Here is a 16,561-nt window from a genome sequence, read left to right on the forward strand (position 1 = left end):
CTCTCAACTCCTTCTATATTAATTCACCATTATGTAAATAAATTTTTATGGCTTCCCCTACCCACTCTTCCTCTTCTCGAGTTAACGGTAATGGGTAAAGTGGATCTTCTTCCTCAGAAGCAGAACCGCTCGTCACTTTTATAAAGGACTGGACATCTTCACCAACGACTTCTTGAAACAAAGTGATTAAATCTTTCATCAACAACTGAACCTGACTGTCACTAGGGTCTAGTCCAAATTTTAATTTTAGAGCAGATAAGATTGTTGAAAATTCTTTTTCTAATTCGAGTTGTTTTTCACTCGAAATATTGAAAATTTTCTCTACTTTCTCCTCTGGATAAATTCCCTTTAACCATTCCTTATGTTCATCCTGGAACTGAATTCCTTGTATGATCGATGAAAAAATACTAGCATCAATATTCTCTTGTTCATCAGCAAGATGAATCGCATGGTCTAATGCTTGGATCGTTCTTTCCAATTGACGAAGATTTTCCTCCATAATCTGCTTTTGGAACATCAACGACTCTTTTATATTCCAGTTATTTTGTGATAGTAGGTCCTTCATTTGTTCTAAGGAATAACCTAAATACTTTAAAGTTACTATCTTTTGCATAGTTACAAAATGATTACTATCATAAAATCTTCTACCACTTTCCGATCGATGTGGCGTCAAGATGGCTAACTCATCATAATAATGTAGAGTTCTGACCGTTACTCCTGTTTTCTTTGCGAATTCACCAATAGAATAATGCTGTTCCATCTGGCTCTTCACCTCCATTTATTTCTATCATTATCATAAAACATTACGTTACGTTAGGTTCAAGAAAATAATTAAAAATTCTTCATAACAACCCTTTACCTAAACAAGACTTTTATACTAGCACATTATAACTTTAGTAAATTCTCTGCTTGATTTAATATATATATAAATTTAATATTTCGGAGGAAAATATGAAGACACCCTATTCATTTAGTACTAGTAAAAGAGATACAGAAGATCTAAATGGTATATTACACTCATTTACTCAAGTAGTTCCAATTATACAAAGCATGTTGCCAGATATCGCAGTAGGAATTACTGATAGAGAAAAATGGTTAAATTACTATCCTAGTAAAAAAATTAATCTAGGAGTTAAGCAAGGGGATTTAATTAATCCAGATGAACCATTGGCCGACTGTATAAAGAATAATAAGGTAATTAAAACGCAAGTAGATGCTCAGTTTTTTGGGTTTCCGTTTACAGGGTTAGCTACACCTATTACAGAGGAAGGTAAAGTTGTTGGAGCTATAGCCATACAACTTCAAGAACAAAATGAGAAGGAGTTACTCCGTATTTCAGACGAAATTGTAAAATCGCTTACTCAAACGAGTTCAAGAGTATCTGACATCTCAAAAGGGGCAGATGAGTTATCTGTTACAAGTAATACGCTTCTAGAACAATCGAATAAAGCTTCTTTAGAAGTTAAAAGTACTGATGAAGTATTAAAATTTATTAAAAAGATAGCAGACCAAACAAACTTATTAGGATTAAATGCGTCTATCGAAGCTGCTAGAGCAGGAGAGTTTGGATCAGGATTTGGGGTAGTTGCGAGCGAAATTCGTAAACTTTCCAACGAAACTGTTGCCTCTACAGAGAAAATAAAAGGAACTTTAACGAACATTCAAACATCCATGTCTGAAATTTCCAAATTAGTTGAAAGAGTGGTATTAATCGGAAACAAGCAAGCCACCTCCACTGTAGAAATATCAGAATACATAGATGAAATTGAGAAAATGAGCAAAGTATTAAATCAATATGCTTCTGAACTTCTGTGAGTTATAGAAACTAGCAAAGCCGAGAATAATTCACCCTTATTCTCGGCTTTTATTAATTTTCCGGCTAAATTAAACAGCAATTCTTAATTTTACAGTAGCTGATCAGGGACATAAATACGTTCTATCTTAGCTCTTTATAAGTCAACTTCAAAACAACCTTACCCTTTTCATCAATAAAGCCCGCTTTTCCATTTTTACTTACGAAAGCAAGACCCTCAAAGAAATTTCCAACAGAATCATACTGTGGGGTTACAACAACATTTCCTTTATGATCGATAAATCCTTGTTTCCCTTTATACTGTACATTCGCTAATTTATTTTCTTGGAATTCCTGAATATAATCGTATTTTAGCTGGACTACTACCTTTCCTTCTGAAGAAATTATTCCATACTTATCACCATCTAAGACACTGATTAATTCTTCATTATCGAAAGGCATGATTTGGTCGTATATTGGTTCAATGATCACTTTACCTTCTTTATTTAAGGCGCCGACCTTGTTATCTTTTGTAAAACGAATAAACTCATCGGTAAACATACCCTCATCCCCTGTATGACCTGAAAATTGTAATGAGTCATAGGATGGTTCCACGATCATATCGCCCTTATCATTGATTAACCCAAATTTTTTATTTTGCTCCACTAATGCAAAGCCATTTTCACTGAAAGAACTTATAGAGTCAAAGATGAAATCAACAATTACTTCCCCTTTTGTATTAAGCACTCCATATTTATCATCCTTTATAACGACTGCCGCATTTGAACGAAACGTATAGCTTGGGTTCTCACGTGTATCGTAAGCTTTTTCATACTGTGGTTTCACTACATATTCACCTTTTGTATTGATATAACCTAACTTCCCACTAATTTCAACGGGTGCTAACCCTCTTTCAAACTTGCCAACAGAATCATAACTTGGTTTAATCACGACTTTGCCATCTGTACTAATGATTCCGTATTTATTTTTTATTTTTGTAAAAACATAATCAGAATTCGCATTAAATGCTCCGACAGCATCATATTTTGGTTCGGCTATCAATTTACCCTTTGAGTTAACAACCCCATATTTCTTATTCATTTTTATTTTAAAATACCCACCATTAAAACCCGTCATCGATTCATAAAACGGCTTAACAATCACTTTGCCTTGCTTATTAATTAAGCCGTACTTTTTATTTTGGTAGATAATAAAAGTTCCGTTAGAGTTTTGAGGGACTTTAGTATAAGTTGGCTTTACAATTATTTTTCCCTTCTCATCAATAATCCCGTACTTACCTTTACTTTTAAAGAAAGTTACTCCGTTCTCAAAGTCTCCAATCATATCATACTGAGGTTTTACAATTGTTTTACCCGTTGCTAAATGAATAAGCCCATACTTGTTGTTCTTAGTTACCATTACAGTTAAAGACAATTTTTCGTCAGTAGGAAAGTTTTGAATACTAGCTGAATCGAATTGCGGTGTAAAAACAACCTTCCCTTTCGTATTAATGTAACCGTATTTATTGTTTTGTTTAACTCGAACGACATTGGTACGGTAGTCATGAAGAATTTCTTGATAAAGCGGTTTAATAATAACTTTTCCTTTTGTATCTAACATCCCATATTTTCCTTTTTGCTTAAACAACACAAGATTATTATGAAAACGATGATCGATATATTTATCTCCACTCACGGCTGTAGTTGATTGAGCGAAACCCATCAGGAAACTAAATAATAGAACTCCCATCAATAAAAAATTAAAGTTTTTCTTCATATGTAACTCCTCCAGTTTTACGTAACAACTAGTTGCTTTCGAAAAATTCACAAAAACATTATTTTGAAATATATCACCTCTCTTATTTGTTTTGACGTGTTTATTTTACAAAAGTTTCAATATAATCTAGAAATTAATGAAAATACAAGAAGATAGTGCTATATTACTATATTAATACTTATACAGAAAAAAGGATGTCCACTAATTAGGACAGCCCTTCTCTGTTCTTATTTCTTTAAATCAACGATTATGTCGTCAGCTACGAAAGTTTTTTCATCCTTAACATGGGAACCATCGACTATCGTATCGTTATATGCTCTTATATGAGGAGTAATAATAAGTTTAGTTGCTTTGGGGTCTAGTTTACCAAAGGCTTTGCTGTTTCCAAACGTAACTCCTTTTTCATCATCCGACCAGCCACCATTCCATTCTCCATGATATTGATTCCCTAAATCATCTTTTACTTGGAGATCTACCTCTGCAAAAGGCCACTTCTCTTTAACCTCTTCAGAGATTGTATGGTTGGAATAGACAATAAACGACATCGGCGTAGTAGTAATTTTTCCTACCTCAACCGTTACCCCATCTTTTTCGGAACTTTGATTAATAACTTGTACGTTGTTGTCCGTAGCCTTTATCACGCCAAGATCAAAGCTCCAATCCCCTTGCAACACCTTGTTACTTTTCGTTGTTATACCAGATAATAAAAGTTCAACATCAATCTCTTTCTTTTCAGTAAATTTATTTATACTAGCCGTAGTTATGGCAGCATAATGATTGTTATCTATTTTTGAAAACTTTGAGTTCCCTGACCAACCTTGTTCACCTTTAATGACTAAAAACGGCTGTGCAAAAGGGTTGATTTCGTCCCCTGGTTTATAATTTGGTTCTACTTCTAGCTCGTGTTCACTTTCAATTAAATAAGTGACGGAAACGGTCTTCCCATCAAAAATGATATCATTTAGCGTGATTTTGATACCCTGGCTTTCTTTTGACAAGTTTACCTCAGTGGAATGTTCCTTATATTGATCATAAATTCCCGTTTTCCCACCATCAATAAATCTAAAAATATCTCCCACTAACGGAATATTGGCTGCATAGGTAGGAAATGTAAGACCAAATGAAACAACTGACAAACCTATGATCGCAACGGCAGCTGCACTCTTTTTCCATCGAAATCTCTTTTTCTTTTGCTTAATTGACTTCTTCAAGTTGCTTTTGAATCTAGCTTTCTCGATTTCTGTAACTTCCATTTCTTCAAACTCATTCTCATCTATATCAATATCATTTAATAATTCATAAATATCCTTCATACAACACTACCTCCAATATTCAAATTTAGAGCTTTGTTATACAGTTTTTTCTTACCACGATGAATCCGGTTCAATATGGAAGAATGGGTTAAACCGAGTCGAGTGGATATTTCTTCTGTTTTTAAACCGAGAAAATACTTCATAATAAAAATATTTCGATCAACCGGCTCCAGCTGATTAATTAGTTTAATTAATTCCGCCTGGTCTTCCATTAATATCAATTCATCTTCAGCAGAGCTCTCCATGGTTGTGGGTAGATATTCAGAGCTATACTCCTGCTTTTTTTTAGTTTTCCTGTAGTAGTCAATGGCTTTATATTTGGTAATGGTACAAATCCACTTCTTGAATTCCGTTTCCGAACCACCTTGAAACTTTCCTGAATGGTTCCATATAGACAAAAATACATCGTTGATACACTCTTCTATAATTCCTTCGTTCCCTAGGGAAGAAAGAACCTTATAGGCAATCCCTTTTATTACTGGTAAATATTGATCAACAATAAATTCTAGTGCATCTTCTTTTTGATGCTGTAGCCTTGTTATAAAATTGCTATCATTCGACTTCATGTACAACTCTCCTTGCATCTTTCAAAGCTTTTATACCTTATATAACGGAGAAAAAATATTTTTCTCTCATTTTTATTTATTTTTATAGTAATTTTTATTGTACCTTATTACTATCCTCATTTTTTAACCACAAAATAAAAAAGACCTACTCCACTCTGGAAGTAAATCTTTAAGAACCTTTTAAAAATGTTAGAAGCTTGACGTCTGTTTCTTTAGATGATGCTCCAAGCCAAATTAAGTGCCCCCATGCATCAAGTAAGCATAATTTTGAGGAAGAAATGTTTTCCTGAGCAAAATAGGCATGTTCTAAAGGAACTGAACTGTCATGTTTACTATGCATGATTAAAGTTGGACATTTTACAGCCTGCAAATCTTCCTTTGAGATTTCATTCACTTGTAACAAGTCTATTAGAAAACCATTTCCTGATCGTTGACGGTTGTTCATTCTTCTAATGGCTTCAATATCTTCTTTATGTAGTTTTTCTTTTGCCTCACGATACGTTAATTTACTAAATGAAGGAAACATCTGCTTAAATATAAACTGCGGAAATTGATTATTCATGAAAGAAATTAATTTCCATGTGTGCTTTTCAGTACTAGGATTAAATAATATTTTTGCCGCTTTGTATTCCGTATTTTTTGGGGTAAGCCATTCCTTTGTAACGGCTGATTGTAAAGTCAGTGTACGAACCTTCTCTGGGTAGTGAGCTGCAAAATAGATACTGCTAGGACCACCAGCAGAGATACCAACTAAATGTACTTTTTCAACTTCTAAATAATTTAATAGTTTCAAATAATACTCACAAGCACTAGAAAGACTCTTTCCTATTTCTTTAGATGTCCTTCCATAACCCGCTCTTGAAGGAGTTATAATCGAAAATCCGTTTTCCACAAGAGCTCTGTAACCAAACTCCTCGTAACAGTTTGAATGACCCCCATGCAAAATGAAAACGGGTTCTCCCTTTCCCATTATGGAATATTCGATTGTGACTCCATCTATCGTATATGTTTCTACTCTTCTTTCCAAAGAGTCCAACTCCCTTTACTAATTATTAACCGAAGTTTAGCGTGTAATGAATTCAAAAACCTTTTTTACATTTCCCTTAAAGTATGTTGTAAAAGACCACTCTTGATAAGCTAGAGGCACTAATATTTCTTCAATGCTTATTTGTTCAGCAACAGCTTCCTCTACCAAGGTTAATAGTTCATTAAGATATCCTTTCACATCATAAAGTGCATTCATGGAACAGACCTCACCATGTCCCGGAACGATTGTTTCAATATCCAGTTGTTCAACTTGTTCTAATATCGTTAGCCATTCCTTAGGATTCGCATGAATTAGTACTGGATGATGCTTTGAGAGAACCAAATCCCCCATCACAGCAATTTTTTCTTCAGGTAAATATACAAATGTATCACTTTGGGTATGTCCTCCCCCATACGTAATAATCTGTACCGTTCTGTCTCTTCCGTGAATGGCAAGTTGTTGATCAAATGTTATCGTTGGAACGGTATACACCAATCCAGGTAGCATGCTCATATATTCCCTATCGCTAGCTAGTTCCCATTGCATCTCCTGTTTTAATTTTTCATCAGTTTCTTGTTTTATGTTCTCCTCAACTTCATCGAGGGCTTTATAAATAGAATCCGGTTTTAATTGCTGTTGACTTATTCGTTCTCTACCAAAAGTATTCATGATTTCATATGTTGTAGTTGTAGATATAATTTGTGCTTGAGGAGTGAAAACTTGATTTCCACTTGTATGGTCACTGTGCCAATGTGTGTTAACTACATAGGAAACTGGTTTACCTGTAAGCTCCATTGCAGCTGCCTTTAAGTCTTCAGCCGCCTGTATCGTAGTGAATGTGTCAACCACAAGTGTTGAATCACCTAAATCAATAATAGCTGCGTTTCCTAGTGAGCCCGTCCCTGGAACGGATATAGCTGCATACACACCATTAGCCACTTCAGTTAATTTAAAATGCTTTGAATTTGTTAATGTATTTGTTAGATTACTCATGTGTATTTCCCTCCCTATCAAACATATTGTTTATATTAACATGTAAAATTTACCAAGTATATTTCTTTTTTGTTCGAACAGGAACCTTTTAACTTACCCTATTTTAAAACTAAATAGGGCATTAATCTCTATGATTAATACCCCTTTATAAGATTCAATAGCCAGAAAACTATCTTACTCCGTAAAATATAGTATTCTATTAATCCATTTTAAAACTGTTGTTTATAATATTAATTCGGTTTGATATACGATGACGGCTGATCCAGAAATACTTACTCCAACAGGAACCCCATTCTCCATTTGCACTGAAACATCAATCGTACCTGGTCGTTCTATTGCCTCACCTTGTTTTGCCTTAAATTCAAAGGAATCACCAACGTAGTTTACGAGATTATGATGAACAAGGTAAGCACCAAGGGGACCATTTGCATTTCCAGTTACCGGGTCCTCATTGATTCCTACCGCGGGAGCAAACATTCTCCCGTGTACTAAAATCTCCTTGTCATCATCATTCTTTGTAAAAGTATAATAGCCATTACACCCAATACGTTTGCTCAAATCTGTAAGAGCTTGATTATTCGGCTTAAGTTGATTTAATAAAGAACGACTCTTTAAAGCAATCATCACCTTGGAGTTTCCAGTTGAGACGATTTGAAAAGGGCAATCTCCCATTAAATCTTCTTCGCTAATCTTAAGTGCAGACAAGAGAAGCGCCTTATTTTCTCCTTCAATTATAGAACCAAACTCAATCTTCCCCTGTTCCATAATGATTCTATAATCGTTTTCTTCCCTAATAATATCAACTGGCAAAATACCTATCCCCGTTTTATGATGAACTCGGGTCGTATCGAGTTGTAATTCAATCGCTCGTGCATAGTGCGCGGCAATAGTGGCATGTCCACAGATGGGTACCTCCGTTGTTGGTGTAAAAAATCGCACATGAGCATCATACGTAGAGTGATCAGGGGAAAATATAAAAGCTGTTTCTGAATTGTTAAGCTCCCTCGCGATCTTCCTCATCTCGTTCTCAGTCAAACCATCTGCATTCGTTATAACCCCAGCAGGATTTCCTGTAAACTTGTTCTTTGTAAACGAGTCTATTTGATATAAACGGTATGCTTTTGTCATAAAACAATCTCCTAATAAAATAATTTGTGAACATTCAATCTCCATCAATGAAACCCAGCAATACAGCAATATATATATTTCTAGTTACACTTGAAAAAACCTTTATTTTCCATCATTAAAATGGTTAGAAGTTCATCAAATTTCAATAAGGAAAGAGTAAAACGCTAAATAGGAATCTTTAATCACGCTTCTTCCCACCACCCCGAAACGATAAACGGTGAAAAGTATTTATGTATTTAAACAGTTCCTCTCCGGTTTCCTTTCTTTGTTCAGTAATCATAGGAAGATACATCGCATGATACGTTTCCGGAACCCAAATGTAGTGATGAACATACTCAGTGAGATGAAAACCGCATGATTGCCAAAATTCGATACGCTTTCTATTTTCTAATGTATCCTCGGACTCTACCTCAATAATTAACTTCTGATATCCATAATCAACTGCTTTTTGTCGAAGGTAATCTACAAAGTGTTTGCCAAGCCCATGCCCTCGTTCTTTTTCAGAAACTGCTACATAATCAATGATCATCACTTTGTCACTTTCAAGCTTCCCTGTGAGAGCCATACCAACGGCTTTCGACTCGTTGTAGCCTACATGAAGCTCTGCCATTCCTTGTTCAAACATATTTTTAATGATTTTTACCGGCTTAGCTCCCTTGTCTCCAAATGCCTCTAAATAGAGAGGACCCGCATCCCTCCAGAGATCATCATCCCAAACTCCAGTGGTTATTATGTTCATATAATTCCTCCCGTTCAAATCCTTAACTCTGTTTAATGTACAAAAAAAGGGCAAAGAAAAAATTCTTTACCCTTTTATTCATTATTAAATTAACCAGTATTAACTAATTTTATCGCTAACCGCAACCTCTGTACGTACTTGACGAGACCTTAATAAAAAAATGGCTGTCATGAATAACGATAAGATCCCGAAGATAGTAACCATAATCTGCAGCCCGACTGCATCTAAAAGGAATCCCGTTAAAAGGAGTACGACCTGGAAACCGATCCGGTCAAGCATGCTTCGGAACGAGAAGAATCTTCCGTGGAATTCTTTTGGTACTCTTGTTTGAAAGATAGTGGCTGCAGTCGGAAAAAAGCATCCTACAGCAAAACCAAATACAAAAAAGGCAACAATGGATAACACTTTTACATCTGCAAAAAAGAGAAGAAGCTGTGAAAATCCAATAATAAAAGAGAAGAAAAATAATACAGAGTACGGCGAGCTTTTACTGCTAATCTTCTTGACGAAAAAGGCCCCTAGCATAAAACCTAGCCCTTCCGCTGTATAGATAATCCCTTTAATGGATGAGCTATCTTGAAGTTCACTAATATTAATGACCATCAAGTTGAAGCCACCTAGAAATAACAACGGGACCAACGTTAAGATGAGAGTCATCGAGACAATAGGCAACCCTTTTATAATAGGAAAAACTTCCTTAAATCCACCGCTGTTCTTAACCTTGCCTTTTTCAGGACTCATTTCTTGTTTCGCTTCTTCAATATCCAAGAACCATGTTAAGATGAACAATCCTAAGTATGCGACCAGGGAACCGATATAGAGCATGGAAAGCGGTAGCATGGTTATTAAAATTCCTGCAACAGCCGTTCCCAATATCCTAGAAAGAGTCGAAACATTCATATGGACCCCGTTTAGTTGAAGCAAATCTTTTTCATTAACCACAAGTGGGATAGCCGCTTGTAGTGCTGGAAAGTAAAAGGCTGCTGATAATTGAAGAACAATCATAAATCCAACCATCCACCATACGGAACCAGTATAAATAGCAATCAGCATAAACACTACGCTAAATGCTCGAACCATTCCGGAGGCGAGCATAACGGTTTTCTTACTAAGCTGATCAGTAATTCTTCCAGCCATAGGACCGACAGCAATTCCAGCTAATAATCCGGAAGCAATGATAAGGGATTTCAAGAAATCCGATGGGACCTTTTCCTGCATAAACTCTAGATTACCAATAATACCAAGCCATAAACCTAAACCGGCTATAAATTCTCCAATCAATAATATCCAAACATTTTTACTTTTCCACATAGTAGCGCCTCTCGTCGTAAAATAAATTTCGATACTCTAAAGATACTATAGATTTACAAAATATTGTATCTATTTTTTTAAAAGATTTATATACACTTGGAAAGCACTTTTTGAGATTACAAAATGCCGAAAACAAGTTACAAGCACCCTTTGGTTTATTAAGTAAGCCTATAGGTGTTTATTTTGTATGTGGATGGATGTTTGGATGGGGTCAGATACACTGACCTACTAGTAAAATTAGATAATTTTGCGGCAATTGTATTTTTTTTGCGAAAATCCGATTAATTTTGCGAATATCTACTTAATTTTGCGAAAATCATCATAATCTTGCGAAAAGCCAATTTTTTTTGCGAATCTTGATTTGTGGGCTTATTTTCATAACTGATAATTTAGCTTAAAAAGTTTTTTAGTTCAATAGATAAAAAAAGTGCGTATTCCGAGTTGGATTACGCACTTTTTACTAGCTCTAAATAAGCTTATTTATAAAGTTTATTCTGTTTCACTAGACTTCTAGTGTCATTCTTGTATTGAATGGGGGACGCTTCTTCAAGTTGCGAAACTAGTTTATTAACCGTATCGATTTCCCCCAATTGTGATTTGTTAACACGAACATATCTTAACTTTTCATTCGTTGGCCCCGAGTAGAAATATAGGTCGTAGTCAAATACTTTAATTTTACTGTTCTTGTTTTGTGCTTGCATATACTTAAGGGCGAGCTCATGGTATTCTTTCGTGTCAGGTATCATCAAAAACACTTGACTGCTGCTGTTGTTTTTCACACTCTTGTATTCCCATTTCAAATCCTTCTCCGTCAATTTCTTATGAATCTCCGGCTTTATATTCACTTTCGTTAGGTATTTCACATTCTTTTTCTTAAATGTGGATTGGATGCTTGGATCTACGAGTTTTCTAGCTTCATAACTGATTACATCTAACATGTAATTGTCATGTACAAATTCGCTATCATCTCCGTCAAGCTCCTTAAAGACATAATAAGTAGACTTTGTACTTTTCTCCTTTAGCTCTAGAGATACAAAAGGTGGATTATCCCCTTCTTGGTCTAAATTTTCCGTTACATACAAAGTGATATCCATTCTTCCTTTATATGTCGATACGACATAATCAATCAGCTTAGATTTCTTGATGGCAGCTTTTTGTTTTTTGGTATAATCTTTATTTTTTTCTAGCTCCGCATAATATTGCTTGGCTGTTTTGTAAGTGGAAACCGCCGGCACCTTTAGACTCTTCCCAGCATATATACGATCTGATTTCAATTTGTTTATACTTTTCAATTTAGATACGGTAGTATTGTATTTTTTCGCCAGTGCGTATAGTGTATCTCCCTTTTTAATCGTAATAGTCTTATAGTTAGACGCTGCATCTACCGTATGAGTTCCTGCCCCAGCACTGAATGCAAGCATCGTCGCAAGGCCCACACTTACTATCATTTTTTTCATGTTGTTTTTTTTCATCATTATCGCCTCCAAAAAATTAGACGTCTGAGATTTTAAAAAGGTTACTAGGCATTTTTCCGTAATTTAAAATGGTATCTTATGTATTTAAAGTAGCCTATTTCCAAATTATCATAGGGAGGCACATGATAATACTGGAAAATAAAGGTTACAAGACTCTAGTTTATAAAAATGCTGTTTTGCCATGAAAAAAAGCCGCCCTCGAGGACAGCTCTTCCCAGTTCTACTAGCAATATTGGTATTACATATGTTTAAACTTACATTCTTGAAAGTTTACTAACCATTATAGGTATGACTATCCTCGTACTTACCCTTACTTTCCCCTTTCACCCGCTTTAACGTGGCAACGATCAGAAAGCTAACAATTACTAATAAGAGCCAAGAACTCACTTTTCCAAGATGGACGAGACTCCACGCATCGGTTTGGTTAGGATATTTCCAAGCTCCAAAAAACGTTGCGATATTCTCAGCTACCCATATAAAAAATCCGATGAGTACAAAAGAAAGAGCGATGGGCATACGATAATAAGTCCCGCCTACCTCATACTTAACCCAAGATTTCCAAAAGACTACAATAACAAGTCCAGATAACCACCAACGAATATCAATCCAAAAATGATGGGTGAAGAAGTTCAAATAAATGGCAGCTGCTAAAGGAACAACTGCCCAAAGCGGTGGCCATTGAATCAATTCTACTTTTAACCTTCTCCACGCCTGACAAAGATAGCTTGCGACACTTGCATACATGAATCCGCTATACAGTGGGACACCGAGGATTTTGAAATACCCTTCCTCTGGATAAGACCAAGAACCCATATGTACCTTGAAAATTTCAAGCGCGAGTCCAATCAAGTGAAACAAGGTGATGACCTTTAGTTCATCACGTGTTTCAAGTCCCGATTTCACCATACCCCACTGCATCAATAGGCAGATGATGAGCAGCCAATCGTATCGCGGCAAAAAGGGAAGTGGAACGATCTGTGTAATAGCTAGTGAGGCAAAAATAACGACTGGAAATAAACAAGATAGAGATTGCTCCCATCCAAATCGAACGAGTTGTATGATCGGTCTACCTATTTGTGCCTCCATTTTTGCAACGGATGTATTCATGAGTAGCTCCCCTTTTATAAAGATTCTTTTAAAAAATTCGATATAAATGTTCAATCTTCGCTTCGGTATTCTAAAATATCTCCAGGCTGACAATCCAATGCCTTACAGATCGCTTCTAGAGTGGAAAAACGAATCGCTTTGGCCTTTCCATTTTTTAAAATAGATAGGTTCGCCATCGTAATCCCGACCCTCTCCGAAAGTTCCGTTACACTCATTTTCCTCTTAGCTAACATCACATCAATATTGATTATAATCGCCATTGTATTCACCTCAGACCGTTAAATCATTTTCTGATTTTATATTGATCGCTTCTTGTAAAAGTCTTTGGAGAACAGCAGCAAATACAGCAATCACCATGGAAGCAAAAACAATAACCATACCAATTAAAATAATACCTGGGGCGTCGTCCTTCTCCGCTATAAGGTATAACAGTGGCAGACCAAAAACATATAAAGAACTGATGGTAATGGCACAGTATTTGATTTTCTTTAAGGCTTTAACGGATAACTCTGAAAATGCTTGATTACTGTCAATATAGCTTAAAAGCTTAAAAGCTTGATATAAAGCAAAGTAAAAAGGAATAGCCGATGCATACATATCAATCCAAATGAGATATTTCAAATAAGGTAATTCTGGGTATAATTCAGCCGCAAAGTTACCAATTTGAGGGACTAAGAATATACATAGAGCAAGAATCGGAGCTCCGATGAAAAACAGAGCTAATTTTAGAAAGAGTGTTGATCCTCGTTTCATTTAAAGCACCTCGCTTATTATTTTATTTTAATTTAATACATTTTTTATCGTTTTTCAATAAATTTTTATTCTTTTTGCTTATTTCTTTATTGTTTAAGACAAAAAGCACCCCTATCAAAGGAATGCTCTTTAAAATTTTTAAAATGATTCTATATTATTAATTTTATAAAAGGCAATCACTAACCAAATCAGATGAAATATACAGGAAGCCTACATCTTTACAAGCCTTTTTTAATACAATTCTTTTAGAGGTGATAAAAAAGTGGCAAGAGTAAAATATACGAACAGCGACATTGATTTAATGGCAAGAATGATGAGGGCAGAAGCTGAAGGCGAAGGACGACTAGGGATGCTTATGGTTGGTAATGTCATTGTCAATCGATTAAAATCTAATTGTTTAGATTTTAAAGATTTAAGATCCATAAGAGATGTTATTTTTCAAGTGCAAGGTGGTAATTACTCTTTTGAAGCCGTACAAAAAGGGAACGTTTTTTATAACAAAGCCAGAAATGTAGAAAAAAAATTAGCTAAACAAAACTTAGACTTTTGGAGAGAACATCCTTCCAAATATTCTTTATGGTACTTTAATCCGTATGGTCCATGCCCTCCTACATGGTACAATCAACCGTTTACAGGAAATTACAAACAACATTGCTATTACGAACCAATAGCGAATACATGCGAAGGTGCATATAGGTGGTAAAAAACAACAAGCAAAACGATGTTGCTATTAAAAAAAAAAAAAAATATATAATCAAAAGGCGATCCTTCTTTATCTGAAGAATCGCCCTTCTTAGGTTGGTTTAAAAATATAAAACATCCGTTAAAAATGTCTGCAAAGATACTGGTAAGAGTTGATAAAACAGTCCTTCGTATTTTATATCAAGGAACCCAGCGATAAAAATTATAATGATCATTCCTACCATGATCATTTTTCTATTTTTGTTGTTAATCCATTTCAACATGTTTCCTCCACCGTTTAAAAATTTATGAATCTGCCTTCTCTGTGACAGAATACTGATCCCATTTTACAATAGCCTCTAAAATTATCGAAATTAACACTCCCATAATAAAACCGTTAGAAATTATAGGTTGTAGAAAAACCGGGAATATCGTAAATAGACTAAGATCTAAAGTCATAATGCATAAACCTACTAGTATCGGTCCGGCTAAACGATGAATGGTGATTGAATTGAACTGATACCCATTTAAACTCTTAAGGGAAGTACCAAATAGTTGTAAATAAGCAACGAATAATACAGCGTTACCTACTGTTATTGGCAAGGTGGCAAGTAATGCACCCATAAACGGAATAATTCCAAGAATCGTCATTAACCCTCCTCCATAGAGAAAGGGGTTACGGTTAAAAATCCGTGTACTCTCTAAAAATCCTATAGATGAAGCATAAGGAGCATAAGATACGAGTCCTAAAGGCGCCCCCACGATGGAGTATGCACCTGTTAAAAGGTATGAACGATTTAATCTCTTTTGAGAAAGTGGTTCATTGTATAGATTGGAAGCCGCTTGAACAGATGCAATCGTATTGCTCAAGTTAATCATACTTGCTAGAAAAGTAATAGCAATAATTCCTATATTTAAATTAGGGGTACCTAAAGGAAATAACACAAAAGTTGCTGCATTCTGGCTACTTAATGGTGTCTCCGTTTGGAATAATATAGAATAAAAAATCCAACCAACCACCATCCCTATTAATATAGAAAAATTACCAATCATCGTTTTCCCTTTAATCTTAAGAGCACTTACTAAAATCACAATTCCAATAGAAAATAAACTGATAGGAATGTCAAGCTTTCCATCTGGAGTTACCTTTAACATACCCGTGAAAAAAATAATCATTAATTGAAATGTTAATAGAAATAAATAAACACTCATCACCATGGGTGTAAAGATTTTTTGAATATAAGAGACTAACTTAAAAACTCCTAAAATAACGATAAACACTCCTGCTAAAATCATTCCGGTCGCTATTCCTCCACCAATGGATGAAAGACTCATTCCCATAGACGATGAAGCCACACTTAAGTTTAGTACGAGCCCCCACATCACCCCAGAATGTCCCTCCATTAGAGGATAACGATGTCCTACGAAACCTTGAAGCATACAGGCAATCCCCGTGACAATTAAGGAGCTTCGTAAAATAGCCCCTGTTTCAGCTGGAGATAAGTCAAAAGCCGCACCAATAGAGATTGGCACAACCACTGTGTTTGCAAAAATAAAAAACAGCCATTGCACTGAAGCAAAGATTGCTGTCCAAGAAGTAATCTTATTCACACCTATCACCTATCTTCTAAAAAATTTGCATGGGTAATTACATGTTCCAGAAACCGACTGTCGTCTAAAATTGAATCCTAAAATTTCTATACTATGTATATACACAGTTTACAATCAAGTTAGAATCGGTTTATCCCCATTGTTATATTAGCATATTTTTTATTCTAATAAATCCACCATTATTATTTCTGGATAATTTTTCAGGAATGATCCAAACTAACAGTAATTATGCTTTTTTTAGGTATATGTCAATACTTTAGTTCGTTTATCATGGAGTTGCAAAGGAGAG

At 35.3% G+C, this 16,561-nt stretch carries 17 protein-coding genes; 2 read left to right on the plus strand and 15 right to left on the minus strand.

All coding sequences use genetic code 11. From position 1 onward, the window contains the following. Positions 1–13: 13 nt before the first annotated feature. On the minus strand, positions 14–760 hold the full coding sequence (locus tag SM124_RS13905; protein ID WP_322447128.1) for a MerR family transcriptional regulator: 747 nt from the start codon (positions 758–760) through the stop codon (positions 14–16). A 191-nt stretch (positions 761–951) separates the two neighbouring features. Between SM124_RS13905 and SM124_RS13910 the strand changes: the two genes are divergently transcribed. After that, complete coding sequence (locus SM124_RS13910; protein WP_322447129.1) at positions 952–1,815, plus strand: methyl-accepting chemotaxis protein; 864 nt, start codon at positions 952–954, stop codon at positions 1,813–1,815. 121 nt (positions 1,816–1,936) lie between these two features. Here SM124_RS13910 and SM124_RS13915 read toward each other — a convergent pair whose 3' ends face one another. From SM124_RS13915 to SM124_RS13970, 12 genes are all read right to left on the minus strand, one after another. After that, positions 1,937–3,568, minus strand: a complete 1,632-nt coding sequence (locus tag SM124_RS13915) for a WG repeat-containing protein (RefSeq protein WP_322447130.1) — start codon at positions 3,566–3,568, stop codon at positions 1,937–1,939. A 227-nt stretch (positions 3,569–3,795) separates the two neighbouring features. After that, complete coding sequence (locus tag SM124_RS13920; protein WP_322447131.1) at positions 3,796–4,881, minus strand: DUF4179 domain-containing protein; 1,086 nt, start codon at positions 4,879–4,881, stop codon at positions 3,796–3,798. Then, positions 4,878–5,447 carry a sigma-70 family RNA polymerase sigma factor gene (locus tag SM124_RS13925; protein ID WP_322447132.1) on the minus strand — a complete coding sequence of 190 codons (570 nt, stop codon included), beginning with the start codon at positions 5,445–5,447 and terminating at the stop codon, positions 4,878–4,880. The genes SM124_RS13920 and SM124_RS13925 overlap by 4 nt, the downstream gene beginning before the upstream one ends. Positions 5,448–5,616: 169 nt before the next feature. Next, a complete protein-coding gene (locus tag SM124_RS13930; RefSeq protein ID WP_322447133.1) occupies positions 5,617–6,474 on the minus strand; it encodes an alpha/beta fold hydrolase in 858 nt (285 codons plus the stop codon). Positions 6,475–6,510: 36 nt separating this feature from the next. Next, positions 6,511–7,467, minus strand: coding sequence for an MBL fold metallo-hydrolase (locus SM124_RS13935; RefSeq protein ID WP_322447134.1), 957 nt, complete (start codon positions 7,465–7,467; stop codon positions 6,511–6,513). 222 nt (positions 7,468–7,689) lie between these two features. Continuing rightward, positions 7,690–8,595, minus strand: a complete 906-nt coding sequence (locus tag SM124_RS13940; protein ID WP_322447135.1) for a PhzF family isomerase — start codon at positions 8,593–8,595, stop codon at positions 7,690–7,692. A 178-nt stretch (positions 8,596–8,773) separates the two neighbouring features. Continuing rightward, positions 8,774–9,334 (minus strand): GNAT family N-acetyltransferase, encoded by a 561-nt coding sequence (locus SM124_RS13945; protein WP_322447136.1) that lies wholly within the window; start codon positions 9,332–9,334, stop codon positions 8,774–8,776. Positions 9,335–9,433: 99 nt separating this feature from the next. Continuing rightward, positions 9,434–10,645 (minus strand): MFS transporter, encoded by a 1,212-nt coding sequence (locus SM124_RS13950; RefSeq protein ID WP_322447137.1) that lies wholly within the window; start codon positions 10,643–10,645, stop codon positions 9,434–9,436. Positions 10,646–11,121: 476 nt separating this feature from the next. Next, positions 11,122–12,120, minus strand: coding sequence for a LysM peptidoglycan-binding domain-containing protein (locus tag SM124_RS13955; protein WP_322447138.1), 999 nt, complete (start codon positions 12,118–12,120; stop codon positions 11,122–11,124). A gap of 273 nt (positions 12,121–12,393) precedes the next feature. Further along, positions 12,394–13,227, minus strand: coding sequence for a DUF817 domain-containing protein (locus SM124_RS13960; protein WP_407691410.1), 834 nt, complete (start codon positions 13,225–13,227; stop codon positions 12,394–12,396). A gap of 50 nt (positions 13,228–13,277) precedes the next feature. After that, on the minus strand, positions 13,278–13,487 hold the full coding sequence (locus SM124_RS13965; protein ID WP_322447139.1) for a helix-turn-helix domain-containing protein: 210 nt from the start codon (positions 13,485–13,487) through the stop codon (positions 13,278–13,280). A gap of 10 nt (positions 13,488–13,497) precedes the next feature. Then, a complete protein-coding gene (locus tag SM124_RS13970) occupies positions 13,498–13,980 on the minus strand; it encodes a DUF2975 domain-containing protein (protein WP_322447140.1) in 483 nt (160 codons plus the stop codon). 262 nt (positions 13,981–14,242) lie between these two features. Between SM124_RS13970 and SM124_RS13975 the strand changes: the two genes are divergently transcribed. Continuing rightward, complete coding sequence (locus tag SM124_RS13975) at positions 14,243–14,683, plus strand: cell wall hydrolase (protein ID WP_322447141.1); 441 nt, start codon at positions 14,243–14,245, stop codon at positions 14,681–14,683. 100 nt (positions 14,684–14,783) lie between these two features. On the opposite strand, the gene SM124_RS13980 is transcribed toward SM124_RS13975, so the two are convergent. Together SM124_RS13980 and SM124_RS13985 are read right to left on the minus strand one after the other, a co-directional pair. Continuing rightward, positions 14,784–14,945 carry a hypothetical protein gene (locus SM124_RS13980; RefSeq protein ID WP_322447142.1) on the minus strand — a complete coding sequence of 54 codons (162 nt, stop codon included), beginning with the start codon at positions 14,943–14,945 and terminating at the stop codon, positions 14,784–14,786. Between the two features lie 22 nt (positions 14,946–14,967). Beyond that, positions 14,968–16,272: a uracil/xanthine transporter gene (locus tag SM124_RS13985; RefSeq protein ID WP_322447143.1), complete on the minus strand. Its 1,305-nt coding sequence runs from the start codon at positions 16,270–16,272 to the stop codon at positions 14,968–14,970. Positions 16,273–16,561: the final 289 nt, after the last annotated feature.

This window comes from Robertmurraya mangrovi, from assembly GCF_034427655.1.
GTDB lineage: Bacteria > Bacillota > Bacilli > Bacillales > Cytobacillaceae > Robertmurraya_A > Robertmurraya_A mangrovi.

Coding starts and splice junctions, on each gene's coding strand:
- SM124_RS13955 (WP_322447138.1), bottom strand. CDS start 12,120: ATGATGAAAAAAAACAACATGAAAAAAATGATAGTAAGTGTGGGCCTT.
- SM124_RS13920 (WP_322447131.1), bottom strand. CDS start 4,881: ATGAAGGATATTTATGAATTATTAAATGATATTGATATAGATGAGAAT.
- SM124_RS13940 (WP_322447135.1), bottom strand. CDS start 8,595: ATGACAAAAGCATACCGTTTATATCAAATAGACTCGTTTACAAAGAAC.
- SM124_RS13965 (WP_322447139.1), bottom strand. CDS start 13,487: ATGGCGATTATAATCAATATTGATGTGATGTTAGCTAAGAGGAAAATG.
- SM124_RS13980 (WP_322447142.1), bottom strand. CDS start 14,945: ATGTTGAAATGGATTAACAACAAAAATAGAAAAATGATCATGGTAGGA.
- SM124_RS13945 (WP_322447136.1), bottom strand. CDS start 9,334: ATGAACATAATAACCACTGGAGTTTGGGATGATGATCTCTGGAGGGAT.
- SM124_RS13905 (WP_322447128.1), bottom strand. CDS start 760: ATGGAACAGCATTATTCTATTGGTGAATTCGCAAAGAAAACAGGAGTA.
- SM124_RS13970 (WP_322447140.1), bottom strand. CDS start 13,980: ATGAAACGAGGATCAACACTCTTTCTAAAATTAGCTCTGTTTTTCATC.
- SM124_RS13960 (WP_407691410.1), bottom strand. CDS start 13,227: ATGAATACATCCGTTGCAAAAATGGAGGCACAAATAGGTAGACCGATC.
- SM124_RS13915 (WP_322447130.1), bottom strand. CDS start 3,568: ATGAAGAAAAACTTTAATTTTTTATTGATGGGAGTTCTATTATTTAGT.
- SM124_RS13935 (WP_322447134.1), bottom strand. CDS start 7,467: ATGAGTAATCTAACAAATACATTAACAAATTCAAAGCATTTTAAATTA.
- SM124_RS13910 (WP_322447129.1), top strand. CDS start 952: ATGAAGACACCCTATTCATTTAGTACTAGTAAAAGAGATACAGAAGAT.
- SM124_RS13925 (WP_322447132.1), bottom strand. CDS start 5,447: ATGAAGTCGAATGATAGCAATTTTATAACAAGGCTACAGCATCAAAAA.
- SM124_RS13950 (WP_322447137.1), bottom strand. CDS start 10,645: ATGTGGAAAAGTAAAAATGTTTGGATATTATTGATTGGAGAATTTATA.